Annotated in this window: 19 protein-coding genes; 2 read left to right on the forward strand and 17 right to left on the reverse strand. The window is 63.2% G+C overall.

Features of this window, described 5'->3' with window-relative positions; all coding sequences use genetic code 11:
- Positions 1 to 3: 3 nt before the first annotated feature.
- From ASD58_RS02725 to ASD58_RS02755, 7 genes are all read right to left on the reverse strand, one after another.
- A complete protein-coding gene (locus ASD58_RS02725; protein ID WP_057259542.1) occupies positions 4 to 735 on the reverse strand; it encodes a thioredoxin family protein in 732 nt (243 codons plus the stop codon).
- 2 nt (positions 736 to 737) lie between these two features.
- On the reverse strand, positions 738 to 1,391 hold the full coding sequence (locus ASD58_RS02730; protein ID WP_057259543.1) for a glutaminyl-peptide cyclotransferase: 654 nt from the start codon (positions 1,389 to 1,391) through the stop codon (positions 738 to 740).
- Positions 1,392 to 1,439: 48 nt separating this feature from the next.
- On the reverse strand, positions 1,440 to 2,651 hold the full coding sequence (locus tag ASD58_RS02735; RefSeq protein WP_057259544.1) for a hypothetical protein: 1,212 nt from the start codon (positions 2,649 to 2,651) through the stop codon (positions 1,440 to 1,442).
- A gap of 6 nt (positions 2,652 to 2,657) precedes the next feature.
- A complete protein-coding gene (locus tag ASD58_RS02740) occupies positions 2,658 to 3,128 on the reverse strand; it encodes a hypothetical protein (protein ID WP_200951556.1) in 471 nt (156 codons plus the stop codon).
- Complete coding sequence (locus tag ASD58_RS02745; protein WP_057259545.1) at positions 3,125 to 3,487, reverse strand: GFA family protein; 363 nt, start codon at positions 3,485 to 3,487, stop codon at positions 3,125 to 3,127. Before ASD58_RS02745 ends, ASD58_RS02740 begins: the two co-directional genes overlap by 4 nt.
- A 131-nt stretch (positions 3,488 to 3,618) precedes the next feature.
- Positions 3,619 to 4,002 carry a hypothetical protein gene (locus tag ASD58_RS02750; RefSeq protein ID WP_057259546.1) on the reverse strand — a complete coding sequence of 128 codons (384 nt, stop codon included), beginning with the start codon at positions 4,000 to 4,002 and terminating at the stop codon, positions 3,619 to 3,621.
- Entirely contained in the window at positions 3,999 to 4,664 is a 666-nt protein-coding gene (locus ASD58_RS02755; RefSeq protein ID WP_057259547.1) for a DUF6683 family protein, read from the reverse strand. Before ASD58_RS02755 ends, ASD58_RS02750 begins: the two co-directional genes overlap by 4 nt.
- Before the next feature lie 109 nt (positions 4,665 to 4,773).
- Between ASD58_RS02755 and ASD58_RS02760 the strand changes: the two genes are divergently transcribed.
- A complete protein-coding gene (locus ASD58_RS02760; protein WP_057259548.1) occupies positions 4,774 to 5,544 on the forward strand; it encodes an alpha/beta hydrolase in 771 nt (256 codons plus the stop codon).
- On the opposite strand, the gene ASD58_RS02765 is transcribed toward ASD58_RS02760, so the two are convergent.
- From ASD58_RS02765 to ASD58_RS30335, 4 genes are read right to left on the reverse strand one after another with little or no spacing between them, the layout of a single operon-like run.
- Positions 5,541 to 6,428 carry an alpha/beta hydrolase gene (locus ASD58_RS02765; RefSeq protein ID WP_200951557.1) on the reverse strand — a complete coding sequence of 296 codons (888 nt, stop codon included), beginning with the start codon at positions 6,426 to 6,428 and terminating at the stop codon, positions 5,541 to 5,543. The two genes, ASD58_RS02760 and ASD58_RS02765, sit on opposite strands and share 4 nt — an antisense overlap.
- Complete coding sequence (locus tag ASD58_RS02770; protein ID WP_057259550.1) at positions 6,380 to 7,423, reverse strand: hypothetical protein; 1,044 nt, start codon at positions 7,421 to 7,423, stop codon at positions 6,380 to 6,382. Before ASD58_RS02770 ends, ASD58_RS02765 begins: the two co-directional genes overlap by 49 nt.
- Positions 7,424 to 7,437: 14 nt before the next feature.
- Positions 7,438 to 9,453 carry an ATP-dependent DNA helicase gene (locus ASD58_RS02775; RefSeq protein WP_057259551.1) on the reverse strand — a complete coding sequence of 672 codons (2,016 nt, stop codon included), beginning with the start codon at positions 9,451 to 9,453 and terminating at the stop codon, positions 7,438 to 7,440.
- Positions 9,454 to 9,479: 26 nt separating this feature from the next.
- Complete coding sequence (locus tag ASD58_RS30335) at positions 9,480 to 9,680, reverse strand: YdcH family protein (RefSeq protein WP_055931517.1); 201 nt, start codon at positions 9,678 to 9,680, stop codon at positions 9,480 to 9,482.
- A gap of 133 nt (positions 9,681 to 9,813) precedes the next feature.
- Here ASD58_RS30335 and ASD58_RS02785 point away from each other — a divergent pair, with 133 nt between their 5' ends.
- The gene (locus ASD58_RS02785; protein ID WP_057259553.1) at positions 9,814 to 10,620 is read left to right on the forward strand and encodes a PP2C family serine/threonine-protein phosphatase; all 807 of its coding nucleotides are present in this window, start codon (positions 9,814 to 9,816) and stop codon (positions 10,618 to 10,620) included.
- Here the strand turns inward: ASD58_RS02785 and ASD58_RS02790 are convergent.
- From ASD58_RS02790 to ASD58_RS02815, 6 genes are all read right to left on the reverse strand, one after another.
- Positions 10,617 to 11,318, reverse strand: coding sequence for a hypothetical protein (locus ASD58_RS02790; RefSeq protein ID WP_057259554.1), 702 nt, complete (start codon positions 11,316 to 11,318; stop codon positions 10,617 to 10,619). The two genes, ASD58_RS02785 and ASD58_RS02790, sit on opposite strands and share 4 nt — an antisense overlap.
- A gap of 13 nt (positions 11,319 to 11,331) precedes the next feature.
- Positions 11,332 to 12,429, reverse strand: a complete 1,098-nt coding sequence (gene zapE / locus ASD58_RS02795) for a cell division protein ZapE (RefSeq protein ID WP_057259555.1) — start codon at positions 12,427 to 12,429, stop codon at positions 11,332 to 11,334.
- Positions 12,430 to 12,538: 109 nt separating this feature from the next.
- Positions 12,539 to 13,972, reverse strand: a complete 1,434-nt coding sequence (lpdA, locus tag ASD58_RS02800; RefSeq protein WP_057259556.1) for a dihydrolipoyl dehydrogenase — start codon at positions 13,970 to 13,972, stop codon at positions 12,539 to 12,541.
- Positions 13,973 to 13,984: 12 nt separating this feature from the next.
- Positions 13,985 to 14,314, reverse strand: a complete 330-nt coding sequence (locus ASD58_RS02805; protein WP_057259557.1) for a PspC domain-containing protein — start codon at positions 14,312 to 14,314, stop codon at positions 13,985 to 13,987.
- 89 nt (positions 14,315 to 14,403) lie between these two features.
- On the reverse strand, positions 14,404 to 15,642 hold the full coding sequence (odhB, locus tag ASD58_RS02810; protein WP_057259558.1) for a 2-oxoglutarate dehydrogenase complex dihydrolipoyllysine-residue succinyltransferase: 1,239 nt from the start codon (positions 15,640 to 15,642) through the stop codon (positions 14,404 to 14,406).
- A gap of 74 nt (positions 15,643 to 15,716) precedes the next feature.
- Positions 15,717 to 18,572 (reverse strand): 2-oxoglutarate dehydrogenase E1 component, encoded by a 2,856-nt coding sequence (locus ASD58_RS02815; protein ID WP_057259559.1) that lies wholly within the window; start codon positions 18,570 to 18,572, stop codon positions 15,717 to 15,719.
- Positions 18,573 to 18,685: the final 113 nt, after the last annotated feature.

Below are 18,685 nucleotides of genomic sequence, written 5' to 3' on the forward strand. Positions count from 1 at the left end.
GCCTCACGCGTGAGCGCTGCAGCACGAAGCGGCCGGCTGGGCGTAGCGGTCGTGGTACCTGACCCACGCCATGGTGTACGGCAAGCAGTCCTCCTGCCTGCCCAGCGGCGTGATATCGAGGAAGCGATAGGTGTGCATCATCACTTCCACGCCGCGGCCGAAGGTCGAATAGGTGTGATAGACCGCGCCTGTCTCGTCCTTGTAGAAAACGCTGACGCCGGGCGCATCTTCAAACGGGAAAGCCTGGCCGGTGTAGTTGTAATTGACCTTGCCTTCAGCGAGCTCTTCCGGCGCAAAGCTGACGTGGAAATCGTAATTGAAATCGCTGTCGCCGGACGACACCCATTTGAACTGCCAGCCCATGTCCTGGCGCATGCGCTCCAGGCTGGCCAGCGGCGCACGCGACACCACCACCATGCCCACGTCGCGCTGCGCCAGGTGCGCCAGCGCACCGTCGGTATGGTCGGCCATGTAGGAGCAGTGCGGGCAACCGCGCTCCTCCCCTGGCGCGAACATGAAGTGCTGCACCACAAGCTGGCTATGGCCTTCGAACAGGTCGGACAGCGAACGCTTGCCTTGCGGCGTATCGAATACATACTGCTTGTCCACGCGCACCCACGGCAGCGCGCGGCGCTCGCTGGCCAACTGGTCCTGCTGGCGCATCAGCTCCTTCTCGCGCACCAGCAATTGCTTGCGCTGCGCCAGCCATTGCTCCTGATTGACGATGGTATTCATGATCACTCTCCTCGTGGACGACGCACTGCGCGCACCTTGCCGCTGTTTTCGCCGCCGGCGAAGAACAAGCCACCGCCGTCGGATTCCAGGCCGCTGACGAATACGCCCGGCGGCATTTCCAGCAACTCAAGCACGGCGCCGCTTTGCGGATCGACGTGGCGGATCTCGCTCTGGTCGCCTTCCCAGGTACCGTGCCACAGCTCACCGTCCACCCACGTCACGCCGGTGACGAAGCGGTTCGACTCGATGGTGCGCAGCACGGCGCCGGTTTCTGGGTTGACCTGGTGAATCTTGCGGTCGCGGTATTGCCCTACCCACAGGCTGCCCTCCGCCCAGGCCAGGCCTGAGTCGCCGCCTTTTCCGGGTGCCGGGATCGAGGACAGCACCGTGCCGCTGGCCGGGTCGATCTTGTTGATCCGTTCCGCCGCGATCTGGTACAGGAATTTGCCGTCGAACGCCGTACCGGCATCGGCAGCGAGGTCCAGGGCGCGGGCTTGCTTGCCGTTTTCGGGATCGAAGCCGATCAGGCGGGCGCCGGTGGCAGCCCATACCAGATGGCCGTCGTAAGTCACGCCGCCGACTTTGCTGACGCCGTCGAACGGGCCGTATTCGCGCAGGATTTCCGCCTTGCGCACCTTGCTTGAATTTCGGGTCATTGCTTGGCTCCTTATGAGTGCGCCGATGATCGGCGCCGCAAGTGAACTTTATTCCAACGGCAGTGCAGCAGGGAGTAACAAGATTGTCGTGAATCCGGCCAACGGCGGCGCCAGCCAGCGCCGCGTGCGCGCATTGCCGATCGAACGCACCCGGCCGGCCGCTTCCAGCTCAGCCAGTGCGCGCTGAATGGTGCGCTGGCTGGCGTCAAGCGCCAGCGCCAGCGCAGAAGTCGACCAGGCGGCGCCGTCGGACAATAGCGCCAGCAGCGATGCCTGCTCGCCATCGATCGGCGGCTGCAGCACGGCCAGGGGGCGCCCATTCAGCGGCCGGACTGCAAAACCGCGCGGCGTGGCCTCGATGCTGGCCAGGCCCTTGAGCAATGCACGCAGGCGGCCGATCTCGACGCGCAGCCGCGCGCGGTGGCTTTCGTCGGGACGGCGGGTATTGAAAGCTTGTTCGATCAGGACATCACGCTCGGCATCTCCCGGCCAGGCTTGGGCCAACGTGCGGGCCAGCGCGAACAGCACCGGCCTGCGCGCCAGCGGGCGCCAGTTGCTGCCGCTGCCCAAGCCGCGCCGGCAGGCGTCCAGCACCACCGTGGCCGAGGCCAGCAGCGCCGCCACCTGGTCGAGCGACAACTCGCCGCCGCCATGCCGGCGCGCCGCGGGGCGCTGCAGTGCAGCGTTGGCCTCCATCACCTCGGCCAATAGCTCCGGTACGCCCGAGCGCGTGGCCGCCGCCTGCGCCTGCGCAAGCGCAGCCCGCGCCGCAGCCGGGTCGAGTGAACGCATTGCCAGTTCGGCCGCCGCCAACTGCGCCACGGCCGCCAATGCCGGCGTCAGGGCCCGGATATCGAGGCGCAACAGTTCGGCCGCAGCGGCTTCCAGGCGCCCAAGCAGGAGCAATCTTCGGGCGGCGATCAGGCGCGCCTGCAATGCATTGCCATAATCGCCGCGCGCCTCCAGCACTGCCAGCGCGGCCGACAGCACGCGCGGTGGCCCAGCGAAATCGCGCATGGCCAGCGCCACTTCCGCTTCAGCCACCACGCATCGCGCGCGGGCCAATTCTTCGTGCATACCAAAGCCGCGTGCTGCACGGCGCAGCAGTTCGCGCGACTTTGGAAAGTCGCCCAGGCGCGCCATGGCGATGCCGCGCAAGGCCAAGGCCGGCGGATCGCCGCGCAGGGCGACATGTTTCAGCGCGCCCAGCACATCACCGCTGGCAAGCGAACGGGCCGACGCAGTGATCAGGGAATCCATCGGGGCTCAGCCGGCCTTGCGCACGCGCGACGCGGCAGCGCGCAGCAGGATGCGCGAATACAGCTTGTGGAAGCCCAGCAGCGCGCGAAACACGCCGCCCTGCCGCGAGCGCACCACCGCCGAACCGAAATACAGCCGCGTCCCCTGCCCGGCCGGCGCTGCCATCAGCCATGAGCGCGTACTGCCGGCGTAATCGCACATCAGCAGTTGGCCGGGCGCCCGTCCTTCCACCGACCAGGCGGCGAACTGCTGGCGCTGGCCGCTTGCCAATTCGCGTGCTTCCGTATCGCGCGAAGGACGCGCGGCGAACAGCGCCAGCAACAGGCGCTCGAGTTTGAATACTGCCGTGGTGTAGAAGGCTTCGACAAAGGCGTCGTGGCCCACCTGGCCTGGCACGTCGATGGCAAAACAGTCGGTATAGGCACCCTGCGCACGGTAACGCTGCAACAAGGCGTCTTGCGGCAGGTCGGCGATCATAGGTAGGTCCAGGTGGCGGCGCCGTCGAACTTGCGCACTTCCAGCGTTGCCACGACTTCCGGTGCGAAGTTGGCCATATTGACGCCCATGCGGCCGTCGACATTGGGCTGCAGCGACTTCCAATGCGTGACGCAGCCGCAAGACCTGCAACGCACGGTGCGCAGCGACTTGTCGCCCCAGATGTAGTCCTGGCCATGCGCCGGCTCGCCCTCGATGCGCACCGCGTCTTCGGCATAGAAGGCCCACAGTGCGCGCGTGCGGCGGCAGATCGAGCAATTGCAGTCGATCAGGTAGGCCGGGGTGTCCGGCACTGCAATCGTGATCGCGCCGCAGTGGCAGGAACCAGTAAGGATAGTCATTTGACCAGCATAACACCTCGCTCGTCGATTTGCAGGCGCTCGGGCTCAGTCCTCAGTACCATAGCCCTGCGCACGGGCCGCGGATGCCGCCAGCAGCGCGGCGCACAGCGATACACCCAACAACGGGCGGCTCATGCGCTCATTACCTGGCTTGGCAGCAGGTCGGACATATTCTCGGCCACATTGCGCGCGCTGAAGCAGCGGAAGCGGAATTCTCCGCCATCGTCCAGTTCCACCACCACGATGCCGGTCAGGATGCCGAATTCGCGCCGTACCGACCGCACTTCGCGCAAGGGAATATGCACCGGCTGCAAATCATCGTGCACCGCCTTGTTCATGATGTTCGGCACCCAGTCCAGCGCATCGGCCGATACGGTGACAATGCCGCCCACCCACAATCCGCCGATGACGGCGCCAATCGCTTCGACATTGCGCGCCGCAGCTCCGCCAATGCGGCGATTGACCACGGCATCCGTGATGAAGGCATTGCACAACTTCTTGATAAAGATCGTCATTGGAACCTCATGCCGTTTTTGTCGATGAAAAGGTTGGCCGGATCGCCCTTCAGCACCAGTTGCAGGTTTTCGCGTGCAGCCTTGCGCATGTTTTCGTACACGGCCGGTGGCTGCGGATGCTGCTGGTGCGATCTGTAGGCAAGCGCCATGAAGGCGCCGATCATGGCGCTCTGTTCGAAGACATCGCGCACCTTGTCCGCTTCGTTTTTGCCGTTGATGTCCCGCAGTTTGTCCTGTGCGCGAATTTGCCTGGCGACGGCATCGAAGTCCTCATCCGGGACTTCGGCATTTTTCAGCACCATGTAATTCCCGACCAGGAAAGCGGCCAGGCCGCCCGCCATGTCGCGCGGTGTCCAGCCCATTTTTTTCTCGACCTGGAGGTAGACGTCCATGCTTTGCACATAGACCTGCTCCATCTCCGCGCGCTTGTCGGCCGGGAAGTGCTGGGCAAGCTTGTGCGCGTTGGCCCTTACCGCGGGCCTGGACCTGGGCAGGATGGGCGGCGCCTTCCGCGACTGCGTCACCGAAGGAACAGGAATGCGCAAGTCCGGCTGCGGCCAGACCACGACGTTATCGTAGCTCATGCCATAACCGCAGCACTGGCTGTGCGCGGCGGGCGTCAGCGCGATGGCCAGCGCGCCCAAGATCAACTTGCACTTCATCGCATCACCTCGACTTTGCCCAAAACGTTGCCTGAGAATATACAATTTTGTGCAACGCGCCAATTGAATCGAGGTGCGTGAAAGTCACTCGGCACAGGAGGTATCGCACATGCGGATTCGCACGCTGGCCTGGTTTGCCCTGGCCCTTACCCTGCATGGCGCCGCCCGGGCGGGCGAAATGCTGCTGGATATTCCGACGCGTCCCGGCGCCACAGTGCGCGTGCTGGAGATGACTGGCGAGCACGCTGCCAGCCATGTTGTGCTCTACCTTGCAGGCGGTTCGGGCCAGCGCGGATTGCAGGGCGTCTGGCCTGGCAGCCTGCCGGCCGATCCGGATACCCTGTTCGGCGCGCAGCGCCAGATGGCCAGCCAGGTAGGAGCCATGGTGGCGCTGGACACCGCCAGCGACAATGAAGTGCTGGACCTGGGCAGCCGCCAGGGCGCCGCGCACCGGCAGGATGTCGCCGCCGTCGTCGATGTCATGCGCAAGCGCCACCCGCAGGCCCGCATTGTGCTGATGGGCAGCAGCGACGGCGCCTTCTCGGCCGCCTTTGTCGCCAACCGCTTGCCGTTGGTTGATGCCGTGGTGCTGGTCAATGGCAGTGCCGATGCCTGGGCCGAAGTCCCGCACCTGAAACGCCCCGTGCTTGGCGTGCACCACCGGCGCGATGCCTGCCTGCCCTTCCGCGACAGCTATCCAAAAGCACGCTTCTTCCCGCTGATTTCAGTCGACAGCGAAGCATTCCCGCAGGTTCGCGCCGGCACGCGCCGCGACTGCAGCCGCGAAAGCGCCCATGGCCTGCAGGGCCAGCGCTCGCAGGTCTACCAGGCAATCGGCAACTGGCTACTGACCGGCCAGGCCCCGCCGGAACTGCATTAGCCTGGTGCCGCGCCCAGCGTATCGAGGAAGCGCAGCAGCCGGCGCCGGTATTCTTCCGGACTGAAGGCGTATAGATCCTGGTGGATCGCGCCCTCGACCAGCCAAAGGGTTTTCGCCCCGCCCGCCGCGTCGAACAATTGTCGCGTTTCTTCCGGCGGCGTCTGGCCGTCGCGCGTACCGCCAGCAACCAGTACCGGCACCTGCACCTTGCGAATCTGCTGCACGGGGCGAAGCTGCTCGCGCCCGACACCTGTGCGCAGGGGCAGCTGCCAATAAAGCAGCGGTGCAGCAAGGCGGCCCAGCCCACCAAAGCGCATTGCGAGCCGGTTGGCCACGGCATCTTCTATGGCCGGATAGACCGATTCAAGCACGAATCCATCGGCGGCCACCGGCCCTTTGCCCAGCAGGGACGCGGCACCGCCCAACGACTGGCCGATGACGGCCACGGTCGCGCAACCTTGTGCGCGCAAATAGGCAACGCCGTTGCGGGCATCGTCCGCTTCGCGATGGCCGAATGTGATCATCTCGCCCGGCGTTTCGCCATGCGCCTGCAGGTCGATCGCGAGCGCGCTCCAGCCGGCATCGCGCAGGAACGCGGCGCGCCCCGCCATCGCGCTGCGGTCACCGCGAATGCCGTGCATCAGGAGCGCGCAACGCGTCGAACCCGGCGCGCGTAACAGGGAGCCATGCGTGCCGCCAGCCAGCATCGGCTCAAAGCCGAGGCCCGCCGGCATGGGGACGGGATGATTGACCGGCCTGGAAAGCTGCCAGCCGGCCGCCCAAAGGCCCAGCAGCGCGCCGGCGGCAAACAGGACCGCAAGCGCCTTGCGCAGCTTCATGCCGCGCGGCGTTCGACCAGCCGGCGCACGGGACCGGGCAGCCATTGGCGCAGGCTGGCACCAATCGCCGCCTCGCGGCGCTGCCAGAACACGCCGGTCGCGATGATCGCGATGCCGATGGCTGTCAGGGCGACCGGGAACAGCAGGCTGTCGCGGAAAACGGTGTACGACAAGTGGCCCAGGTAGCCAGCCAGGCCAAAGCCGCCGAACACTGCAAACACACGGCGCGACAAGGCTGCACCGATGCCGATCATCAGGAGGTTGATCAGGCAGTAGACCAGCTTGCCGAACTCGCTGCCGGAATCCATCGAAGACAGTGCGCCCCAGAACGTCAGTACCCCCCAGATATAGAGCCAGAACGCATAGTCCTTGCTGCTGCGGTTGCGCAAGTCGATCCACAGCGCGACCAGCGTCATGGCGATGCCGAATACCGCCGACATGACCTTGCCTTCATGGGAGAACAAGCTGTAATGGCCGAGCAGCATTTCGGTGACGTCCATGCTCATGTACCACAAGGTCACCGCCAACGGCATGACAGTGAACGGCATGCGGTAGCGCCACAACACCGCCGCCCCGGCGGCCAGCGTGGCCAGTTCCATCAGGATCCAGCGCCAGTCGATGTAGTAGTGGTAGTTGCGGTACGAACTGCCTGCGCCGCCGTCGGCCCACAGGCCAAGCATATGCTGCAGGCCATAGACCGCCAGCGGCACCAGCACGACCGCAAAGGCGGCAAGCACGCCGGCCGGCAGCAGCAGGCTGCGCGCGCGCAGCCATTCGACCGCGCCAAGGGCCGCCACCATATAGCAAATGGAAATGAACAGCAGGCCGGTGCCGCCAAAAGATTCCCAGCCCAGCGTCATGAACAGCGACATGGCGCCGATGGCGATCAGGCCGCCCAGGTAGTAAAGGATGTGCGCCGGCTTGAAGCCGGGCGTATGCTGCTCGCGCGCCACCAGGAACTGCCACAAGCGCCCAGCCTGGCCTTCATCCAGCAGGCCCTGGCCTGCCGCCTCGTCCAACATTGCGCGTGTCAGTTTCATTGCGTCTCCCGGTGTTAATGGCCTTTGAAGAATTCGATCACGTCCGCCGCTTCGCGCGTGCGCTTGAATGGCGGCAGGCTTTGCCAGATACGGCGGCCGTAAGGCTTGGAGATCACGCGCGGGTCGCACAGCATCAGCACACCGCGGTCGCCCTCGTCGCGAATCAGGCGGCCGGCGCCCTGCTTCAGGTTGATGATCGCTTCCGGCAAGGTGTGGCCCATGAAGCCGTTCAGGCCCTGGCGCTCCATCACTTCGATACGCGCTGCCAGCACAGGATCGTCCGGCGGTGCGAAAGGCAGCTTGTCGATGATCACCAGCGACAGCGCCTCGCCGCGCACGTCCACCCCCTCCCAGAAGCTCTGCGAGCCAATCAGCACACCGTTGCCGGCCTTGCGGAACTGGTCCAGCAACTCGGTACGGCCACGGTCGCCCTGCACGAACAGCGGGAATTTGAGGCCGCGCTTGTCGAATTCGTCGCGCAGGCGGTCGGCCGCGCGCTTGACGGCGCGCAGTGTGGTGCACAGCAGGAAGGTGCGGCCGCCGGCCGCTTCGATGACCGGCAGCGCCGCATCCAGCACGGCATCGGTGTAGCCCATCGAGTTCGGGTCCGGCAAGCCTTGCGGCACGTACAGGATGCCCTGTTCTTCATAGTTGAACGGGCTAGGCCAGTTGCGCGCGACTTCGTTCTCCAGCCCCAGTTGCTTGGCGAAGTGGGTAAAGTCGTTTTTCACCGCCAGCGTGGCGGAGGTGAAGATCCAGCTGCGCGGCACGCCTTCGCGCTGGCCGTTGAAGATCGGCGCGATCGACAGCGGCGTCTTATGCAATTGCAGCGAGCTTTGGAAGGCCTCGACCCAGAACACGGCTTCTTCGCCGGCAGCCACCTTGGCTTTCGGGTCGAATTTCCAGGCCTCCAGCTTGGCCGACAGCTCGTTGCCGCGCACGCGGCATTGTTCGATGGTCTCGGCGCGCTCGGCATTTTTTTCCAGCACGGCCACCATGTCGATCAGTTCGTCCTTGAGCGTCTGCAGCGCCGGGAAGAAATCGCTGGACGGTGCGATTTGCGGCAGCGACATGCGCACGATGTCCTGCGTGAAGGTCAGGCGCAGGTCGCGCGCGGCTTTCTCCACCGGCGTGACGACCTTGGCCCATTCGGCGCCGTCGCGCGCGTGGGCCAGGCCCTCGGCCAGCACGTCGCGGCACAATTCCAGGACGTGTGAAGTCGAAACGCTGTCGCCAAAGAACAACGTGGCGGTGTCGGGCAACTGGTGCGCCTCGTCGAAGATCACTGTATTCGCCGATGGCAGCAGTTCGGCCACGCCGGTGTCTTTCAGCGCCACGTCGGCAAAGAACAGGTGGTGGTTGACCACCACCACGTCGGCCTGCTGCGCCTCGCGGCGCGCCTTCATCACGAAGCAGTCCTGGTAGTACTGGCACTCCTGCCCCATGCAATTCTCGCGGGTCGACGTCACCAGGTTCCACACCAGGGCATTTTCCGGCACGCGCGCCAGTTCGGCCTTGTCGCCGGTGCTGGTCATCTTCAGGAAGCGCGAAATCTCGCGCAGGTAGCCGACGTCCTCGCGCGAGGTCATGCGACCGTTCTGCAGCGTGCGTTCCAGGTGGTAGTGGCACAGGTAGTTGGAGCGGCCCTTCAGCAGCGCGACCGACACCGGCGCCTGCAGCGCAGCGCGGATGGTCGGAATATCGCGCAGGAACAACTGGTCCTGCAGGTTCTTGGTACCGGTGGAGACGATGGTCTTGCCGCCCCACAGCAGCGCCGGCACCAGGTAGGCGAAGGTCTTGCCGGTGCCGGTGCCCGCTTCGGCGATCAGGGTCTGTTGCTTGGCGATGGCGTCGGCAATCGCCTTGGCCATCTCGGTCTGCGATTTGCGTGGACGAAAACCGCCCACCGCCGGGCCCAGGGGGCCGCCGGGTCCAAACAGGCGCTCAATATCGGCGTCGTGCGCCCCCGGAGGAAAAACCGGATCGTTCGGCGCGCCGGGAGCGGCGGTCGGCTGTTGTGGATCTGTCAAGTTCGTAGAAGAATGAATGGCCCTGCTCAGGCCGGTACATCGGGCACCAATTGCATTTTCAGCAGGGTGATATAGTCTTTCAATTGCAACTTACGCTTCTTGAGGCGTCGCAACTGAAGTTGATCGTGGTGACCATCCAGGGTCAACATTTCAATGACTGCATCCAAGTCGCGGTGTTCGACATCGAGCTCAACGATGCGACGCTGGATTTCTTCTTTGTTGATCATATGGAAAGTCTGGACGATTTCGATTAACGTTTGCTTACAGTTTCGTATGGACAACAGGCTATACTTGCAACAAAACTGCATACTGTGCATAGTTTAACTCAGGTAGTCATTGGAAAGAAGCTGTCAAGTCCCTATGAGCACGTACAAGATCGAGGCGGGAACCGCACAACATATCGGTAGCCGGCCCCAACAAAATGACCGTGTCGCGCTGTTTACTGCGCAAAAAGCACCCGGCTATGTGCTGGCCGTGCTGGCCGATGGCATCAGCGGCGGCGCCACGGGTGCTGAACAAGTGCTGCACACGGCCAAGCAATTGTTTGACGAATACCGGGCGTCGGAGACCGTCCACCTGGCGCGGCTGGAAGAATTGCTGCGCGAAATCGCCCACGATGTGCACCAGATCCTCGTCATGGACCCGCGCACCGGCGCCAGCGAACCGCAATCGAGCATGGTACTGATGGTGCTGACGCCGGAACGCCAGGCCGTCTGGGCCGTCGTTGGCGATTCGCGCCTGTATCGTTTTGACAACAAGGAATGCCTGGCCCGCAGCAGCGATGCCGAATATGTCGCCCACCTGATGGAGCAGGAAAACCTGCCGGAGGACGCGGCGCGCAAGCATCGCCAGGCCAAGTTGCTCAGCAATGCGCTGGGGAACAAGCATCGTGAACCGTATGTCACGTATGGCGTCCAGGAAGACCTGAAAGCCGGCAACGCATTCCTGCTTTGCTCGGACGGGCTGTGGTCCTACTTTGCGGACGTGGAACTGGCGAGCGCGATCGCCAAGAAATCGCCGCGCGAAGCGGCCGAACTGCTGATCAACAAGGCGCGCGAACGTGCGCAGGGCAAGGGCGACAACTGCTCGATGGCGATCATCAAGCTGGTCGCCCCGCCGAAAGAGAAGGCCAACTACACGGTGCAGAAGCTGCGTAAAGCCGTTTAAGGCTTTTTCGCGGCTTCGGCCTTGGCGGCGGCTTCGGCTTTCGCAGCTTCGGCCTTCTGCTCCTCGGCGGCACGGCGCTTCTTCTCATCCTTTTCGGCCACCTTGGCCTTGACTTCCGCCTGCCGCTTTTCCGATTCGACTTTCTTGCGCTCGAACTCCGCCGCCTTGGCTGCGCGTCTTGGTGCGGCAGCGGTTTCCTGTGCGGCGCGCGCCTTTTCGCGGGCGTCATGCTCCGCCTGGCGCTGCTGCACCGATACGGCAGCCGGTTTTGGCGCCGGCTTCAGTTCAGGATTCGCCTTTGGCGGCTTCGGATGGGCAGCGTTGTAGGCTGCTTCGGCGGCATCCTTCCGGGCACGGTCTTCCAGTTCACGGTCGCGCACTTCCACAGAACTGCGGCGCTTGAAATAGTTGGCTTCCACCTCCACCGCGCGCAGTTCGGCCAGTCGCAGGCGGCGCTGCTCCTTGGCCTTGTCGATGCAGGCATTGACGAAGAACTTGTCGTAGCAAAGCGCTTCGCTGGCGTTGAATTCCGCCTCCACCACTTCGCGGTCCTTCTTCACTTGCACCAGGCGCGCGTCGGCCTGCTCGATCGAGTGGGTTTCGGGGATGCGCGGCGCGCCAATCGTTGCCGGGCGGCCGATGTCCTGCGCCAGCACGGCGCTTGGCAGCAGCATGGCCAGCCAGATCCAGTTCTTCAAATTTTTCTCCTTGTCAGGACAGCTTTTCGGCGGCGCCGCGCTGCTCCTTTTCCATATACTCGCGCGATTGCATCTCGACGATGCGCGACACTGTGCGGTGGAATTCGTTGGACAGCACACCGGAGGTGTACAGTTCTTCCGGCTCCACTTCGGCCGACATGATCAGTTTGACCTTCTGGTCATAGAACACGTCGATCAGCCAGGTGAAGCGGCGCGCTTCGGACGATTGTCCGGCCGACATCATCGGAATACCGGACAATATCACGGTATGGAAGCGGCTGGCGATTTCCAGGTAATCATTCTGCGAGCGTGGCCCGCCGCACAGCGTGGCGAAGTCGAACCAGATAATGGTGCCGGCGCGGCGCAGGGCTTTCAGCTCGCGGCCTTCCACATGGATGCGCGGGTCTTCGTCCGACGTTTCGGCCACGCGCGCGAAAGCTTCGCGCAACTGGTGGTCGGTGTTGGCGTTGAGCGGCGTGTAATAGGCATCGACCTGCTCCAGCGCACGGCCGCGGTAATCAACGCCGGCGTCGACGTTCAGCACGTCCATCTTTTCCTTCAGCAGGGCGATGGTAGGCAGGATGCGGTCGCGGTGCAGGCCGTCCGGGTACAGCGTGGACGGCTCGTAATTCGAGGTCATGATGAAGGACACGCCGTTGTCGTACAGCGCCTTCATCAGGTTGTACAGGATCATGGCGTCGGCCACGTCCGATACGTGGAATTCATCGAAGCAGATCAGGCGGTATTTCTTGGCAATCCGTTTTGCCACTTCGTCCAGCGGATCCTCCACGCCGCGCAGCTCGTCGAGCTGCATGTGGACATCGCGCATGAATTCGTGGAAGTGCAGGCGCGTTTTGCGCACCAGCGGAATCACCGAATAGAACGAATCCATCAGGAAGGACTTGCCGCGCCCTACCCCGCCCCACATGTACACTCCCCGCGGAGGCGTCGGGCGGTTGATCAGGCGTTTGAAGGAATTCGAGCGCTGGGCCTTGTACTCGACCCATTCGTCATAGCACTGCTGCAGACGGTCGACGGCGCGCTGTTGTGCGGCGTCGGCTTTGAAGTCGCGCTGCGTGAGCGCGTGCTGGTAAAACTCTTGGACGTTCATTATTTTTTTAAACCGGTAAACCAGTGTCAGACCCACGGGGTCTGACACTTGGCCTGCGGCTGTCGCGGATCGGTGTCTGACCCTGCGGGTCAGACACCGGGGTACCGGTTTAGAAGTTCAGCGTGCGCTTATCAACAGCCAGCGCTGCTTCCTTGGTCGCTTCGGACAGCGATGGGTGTGCGTGGCAGATGCGCGCGATGTCTTCGGCCGAAGCCTTGAACTCCATCGCCACCACCGCTTCGGAGATCAGCTCAGAAGCCATCGGGCCAACAATGTGCACGCCCAGGATCTCGTCGGTAGCTGCATCGGCCAGGAACTTCACCATGCCGTTGGTATCGCCCAGCGCACGTGCGCGGCCGTTTGCCAGGAATGGGAAGGTACCGGCTTTGTAGGCCACGCCTTCAGCCTTCAGCTGCTGCTCGGTCTTGCCCACGGAAGCGATTTCCGGGTGGGTGTAGATAACGGACGGCAGGGTGTTGAAGTTGGTGTGGCCATGCTGGCCGGCGATGCGCTCAGCCACGGCAACCGCTTCTTCTTCCGCCTTGTGCGCCAGCATCGGGCCGCGTACCACGTCGCCGATTGCCCATACGTTCGGCAGGTTGGTCTTGCAGTCTTCGTCCACGGTAATCATGCCGCGCTCGTCGACAGCCAGGCCCACTTTGTCGGCGCCCAGGCCGATGGTGTTGGCGGTACGGCCGATCGACACGATCAGCTTGTCGAAGGTTGCCTTCTGCGCTTCGCCCTTGGCGTCGGTGTATTCAACGGTGACGTTGTTCTTGCCCGCTTCGACCTTGGTGATCTTGCAGGACAGGTTGATCGACAGGCCTTGCTTGACCAGCAGCTTGTGCGCTTCCTTGGCGATTTGCTCGTCGACTGCGCCCAGGAAGGTCGGCAGGCCTTCCAGCACGGTCACTTCGGAACCCAGGCGGCGCCATACGGAGCCCAGTTCCAGGCCGATCACGCCGGCGCCGATCACGCCCAGCTTGGCCGGAACGGTTTCGATGTTCAGGGCACCGGTGTTCGACAGGATCAGCTTCTCGTCGAACGGTGCGCCTGGCAGTGCGCGTGGGTTGGAGCCGGTCGCAACGATGATCTGCTTGCCGGTGATGGTCTCGGTGGTCTGGCCCGAAATGGCGATCGGGTAGCCTTCAGCACCAGCGGCGCCGGCGAATGCGCCACGGCCGTGGAAGAAGGTGACCTTGTTCTTCTTGAACAGGAACAGGATGCCGTCGTTGTTTTGCTTAACAACGGTGTTCTTGCGCTTCAGCATCTGGCCGACGTCGAAGGACAGGCCTTGCACGTTGATGCCGTGCTCTTTGAAGCCGTGCGATGCGTGGTCGAAATGTTCGGACGATTGCAGCAGCGCTTTCGATGGGATGCAGCCCACGTTGGTGCAGGTGCCGCCTGGGGCTGGCTTGCCGGCGTCGTTGCTCCATTCGTCGATACAGGCTACGGCGAAGCCCAGTTGCGCTGCGCGGATGGCGGCGATGTAACCGCCAGGACCGGCGCCGATAACTACTACGTCAAATTGTTTGTTGCTCATGTCTTTTCCCAATCATTGGTCGTCCGCAGGGACGAAAATCCACATAAGGATGTAAATCAGCCCGCCGAAGCCGAGGCATGTCGCGACCAGAACGAAGATCAGGCGCCAGATCCAGGACTCGATGCCGGACTGCCTGGCAATGCCGCCGCACACGCCGCCAAGCCAGCGGTCGGTGGTGGAGCGGCGCAGCTTGCCGACTTCGGCAGCGAAGTCGCCGCCTGGCTGTTGGCTGGCACCGCCGCCTTGCAGCAGCTTTTCCTTGGCACGGGCGAATTCTTCATCGCTCAGCGCACCGGCCTGGTGCAACTCGTGCAGACGCTTCAGTTCTTCGGAGACGCTCATGTGACTCCCTTCGGATTTTTTAAACCGGTAAACCAGTGTCAGACCCGCAGGGTCTGACACTAACCGGTAACAGACACCGGTTTACCGGTTTACAGGTCCAGCAGCAGGCGTGCCGGATCTTCCAGGGCTTCCTTCATTGCCACCAGGCCCAGGACAGCTTCGCGGCCGTCGATGATGCGGTGGTCGTAGGACATCGCCAGGTAGTTCATTGGGCGAATCACGATCTGGCCGTCAACGACAACAGCGCGGTCCTTGGTGGCGTGCACGCCCAGGATTGCCGATTGTGGTGGGTTGATGATCGGGGTCGACAGCATGGAGCCGAAGGTACCGCCGTTCGAGATGGAGAAGGTACCGCCGGTCAGGTCTTCCAGGGTCAGCTTGCCTTCTTTGGCTTTCGCGCCGAATTCGCCGATCTTCTTCTCGATCTCGGCGATGCTCATCTGGTCTGCGTTGCGCAGGATAGGCACTACCAGGCCGCGTGGCGAGCCCACGGCGATACCGATGTCGAAGTAGCCGTGGTAGACGATGTTGTTGCCGTCAACCGAAGCGTTCAGGATCGGGTACTTCTTCAGCGCGTGCACAGCGGCCTTGACGAAGAAGGACATGAAGCCCAGCTTGACGCCGTGTTCTTTCTCGAACTTGTCCTTGTACTTGTTACGCAGGTCCATGACCGGCTTCATGTCCACTTCGTTGAAAGTGGTCAGGATGGCGTTGGTGGATTGCGATTCAACCAGGCGCTCGGCGATACGTGCACGCAGGCGGCTCATTGGCACGCGCTCTTCCGGACGGTCGCCCAGGTTGGCGGCTGCTGGAGCGGCAACCTTCTGCAGTTGCGCCTTAGGGGCGGCTGGTGCCAGCGGAGCTGGAGCGGCTGGTTTCGGTGCAGCGGCTGCAGCCAGGGCATCGCCCTTGGTCACGCGGCCGTCTTTGCCGGAACCGGCTACGTCGGAAGCGGCGATGCCGGCTTCGGACAGGATCTTGGCCGCGGCTGGCATGGCAACGCCGGACTTGTCGGCGGCAGCGGCTGGAGCGGCAGCGGCTGGAGCAGCGGCAGCAGCAGGAGCCGATGGGGTTGCGCCGGCAGCAGCTTCGGTATCGATGATGGCGATCACTTCGCCGGCCACCACGGTGGCGCCGTCGGCCTTGATCACTTGCACAACCACGCCTGCGGCTGGTGCTGGCAGTTCCAGGACAACCTTGTCGGTCTCGATGTCGATCATGTTTTCGTCGCGGGCCACTGCCTCGCCGACTTTCTTGTGCCAGGCCAGCAGGGTCGCTTCAGCGACGGATTCCGACAGTTGAGGAACTTTAACTTCGATTTGTGCCATTTGTTTTTTACTCCGAATTTTGTGTATTTTTCGCGCCGCCCGCATCACGCGGGCGGCTCACCCGCTTGATGCGATTACTTGGTCAGGATGAAGCCTTTCAGCTTCGAGAACGCGGTTTCCAGCAGGTCTTTCTGCTGCGCGTAGTGCTTGTCGTAGTAACCCACGGCAGGCGAAGCGGAAGCAGGACGGCCGGCGTATGCCAGCTTCTGGCCCGATTCCATAGCCTCGAAGATGTTGTGCTGGATCTGGAACCAAGGACCCTGGTTCTGCGGCTCGTCCTGCGCCCACACCACTTCGGTCAGGTTCGGGAACTTCTTCAGTTCAGCAGCGAACGCCTTGTGCGGGAACGGATACAGCTGCTCGATACGCACGATGGCGGTATCGGTCGCGCCGCGGGTCTTGCGGGTGTTCACGATGTCGTAGTACACCTTGCCGGAGCAGGCGATCACGCGCTTGACCTTCTTGGCGTCGATCGACTCGTCCACTTCGCCGATCACGGTCTGGAAGGCGCCCTTGGCCAGTTGTTCCAGCGCGGAACCAGCATCCTTGTTGCGCAGCAGCGACTTAGGAGTCAGGATCACCAGCGGCTTGCGGAACTGGCGCACCATCTGGCGGCGCAGCACGTGGAAGATCTGCGCGGCGGTGGTCGGCTGCACAACTTGCATATTGTTGTCAGCGCACAGCTGCAGGAAACGCTCCGGGCGGCACGACGAGTGCTCTGGGCCCTGGCCTTCGTAGCCGTGCGGCAGCATCATGACCAGGCCGGAAGCACGGCCCCACTTCACTTCGCCGGAGCTGATGAACTGGTCGATCACAACCTGGGCGCCGTTGACGAAGTCGCCGAACTGGGCTTCCCAGATGGTCAGGGTGTTAGGCTCGGCGGTCGAGTAGCCGTATTCGAAGCCCAGCACTGCCTCTTCGGACAGCACGGAGTCGATCACGGTGAACGGTGCCTGGCCTTCCGCGATGTTTTGCAGAGGGATGTAGGTGCCAGCGTCCCAACGTTCGCGGTTCTGGTCGTGCAGCACGGCGTGACGGTGGGTGAAGGTGCCGCGGCCGGCGTCCTGGCCGGTCAGGCGCACTGCGTAGCCGGAGGAAACCAGGGACGCGAAGGCCAGGTGTTCGCCCATGCCCCAGTCCAGGTTCATTTCGCCCTTGCCCATGGTGGAACGGTCAGCCAGGACCTTCTCCACCAGCGAGTGCACCTTGAAGCTCTCAGGCACGGTGGTGATGGCGGTTGCCAGGCGTTTCAGTTCGGTCATCGGCACGGCGGTATCGGCCGCGTCGGTCCACTTGCGGTTCAGGAACGGCAGCCAGTCAACAGCGTACTTGTTCTTGAAGTTGGAGATCACTGGATCGACGGTGTGCTTGCCCTGGTCCATCGCAGCGCGGTAAGCGGCCACCATGACGTCGCCGCCATCGGCCGGAATCACGCCCTGGGTGGCCAGCTTGTCCGCGTACAGCTTGCGGGTGCCTGGGTGCTTGGCGATCTTCTTGTACATCAGCGGCTGGGTCAGCGCCGGGGTGTCCTGCTCGTTGTGGCCCAGTTTGCGGAAGCAGATGATGTCGACAACGATGTCTTTCTTGAACTGCAGGCGGTAGTCCAGCGCGATCTGCGAAGCCAGGACCACGGCTTCAGGATCGTCGGCGTTCACGTGCAGCACAGGCGCTTCGATCATCTTCACGACGTCGGAGCAGTAAATGGTGGAACGTGCATCGCGTGGATCGGAAGTGGTGAAGCCGATCTGGTTGTTGATCACGATGTGCACGGTGCCGCCGGTGCCGTAGCCGCGGGTCTGCGCCAGGTTCAGGGTTTCCATCACAACGCCCTGACCGGCGAATGCCGCGTCGCCGTGTACCAGGATCGGCAGCACTTGCGCGCCGTGCGCGTCGCCGCGGCGGTCCATACGTGCCTTCACGGAACCTTCTACCACAGGGTTGACGATTTCCAGGTGGGACGGGTTAAACGCCAGCGACAGGTGGACCGGGCCGCCTGCGGTGGAGATATCGGACGAAAAGCCCTGGTGGTATTTCACGTCGCCTGCCGGCAGGTCGTCGGCGTGCTTGCCTTCGAATTCCTCGAACAGGTCCTTAGGCGCCTTGCCCAGGGTGTTCACCAGCACGTTCAGGCGGCCGCGGTGGGCCATGCCGATAACAATTTCCTGCACGCCCTTTTCGCCGGCGCGCTGGATCACTTCGTCCAGGGAAGCGATGAAGGTCTCGCCGCCTTCCAGCGAGAAGCGCTTCTGGCCGACGTACTTGGTATGGAGGTAGCGTTCCAGGCCTTCAGCTGCGGTCAGGCGCTCCAGGATGTGCTTCTTCTTTTCGGCGGTGAAGGCCGGGGTCGAACGGATCGACTCCAGGCGCTCCTGCAACCAGCGCTTTTCGGCTGGGTCGGAGATGTACATGTATTCCGCGCCGACGGAGCGGGTGTAGGTATCTTTCAGCAGGTTGGTCAGGTCGCGCAGGGTCGCGGTCTCTGGGCCGAAGTAGGTGTTGCTGATGTTGAAGACGGTATCCTGGTCGGCATCGGTGAAGCCGTAGAACGACGGTTCCAGTTCAGGAATGCTCGGACGTTCCTGGCGCTGCAGCGGATCCAGGTTGGCCCAGCGAGAGCCCAGGTAGCGGTAGGCTGCGATCAGCTGGGTAGCGGCCACGCGCTTGCGGCCCATTTCAGCGTCGGACGAAGCGACGATGGTGCGGATGGGACCAGCTTTCGCGCGTTCGGCGAAGGAAGCAATGACGGACGAGTGAACGACGTCTGGCTTGGCGCTGCCGTCAACGGCAGGCACGTTCTGCATGGCGTCGAAGTACTGGCGCCAGTTGTCTGGCACGGAGCCAGGATTTTCGAGGTACGCCTCGTACAGCTCTTCTACGTAAGGCGCGTTCCCACCAAACAGGTAGGAATTGGACGTCTGTTGTTGCATCATTTCTTTGCTCACCTTTCTTCGCGCTTCGCGAGGAATTAGCGGGTTGTTCAAACCTTCCGCGACACGGCCTGACCGGTTAGCGGATTGCACATCAAGTTGTGGGGAAGGGCTCT

Source organism: Duganella sp. Root1480D1 (genome assembly GCF_001427305.1).
Classification (GTDB): domain Bacteria; phylum Pseudomonadota; class Gammaproteobacteria; order Burkholderiales; family Burkholderiaceae_D; genus Rugamonas.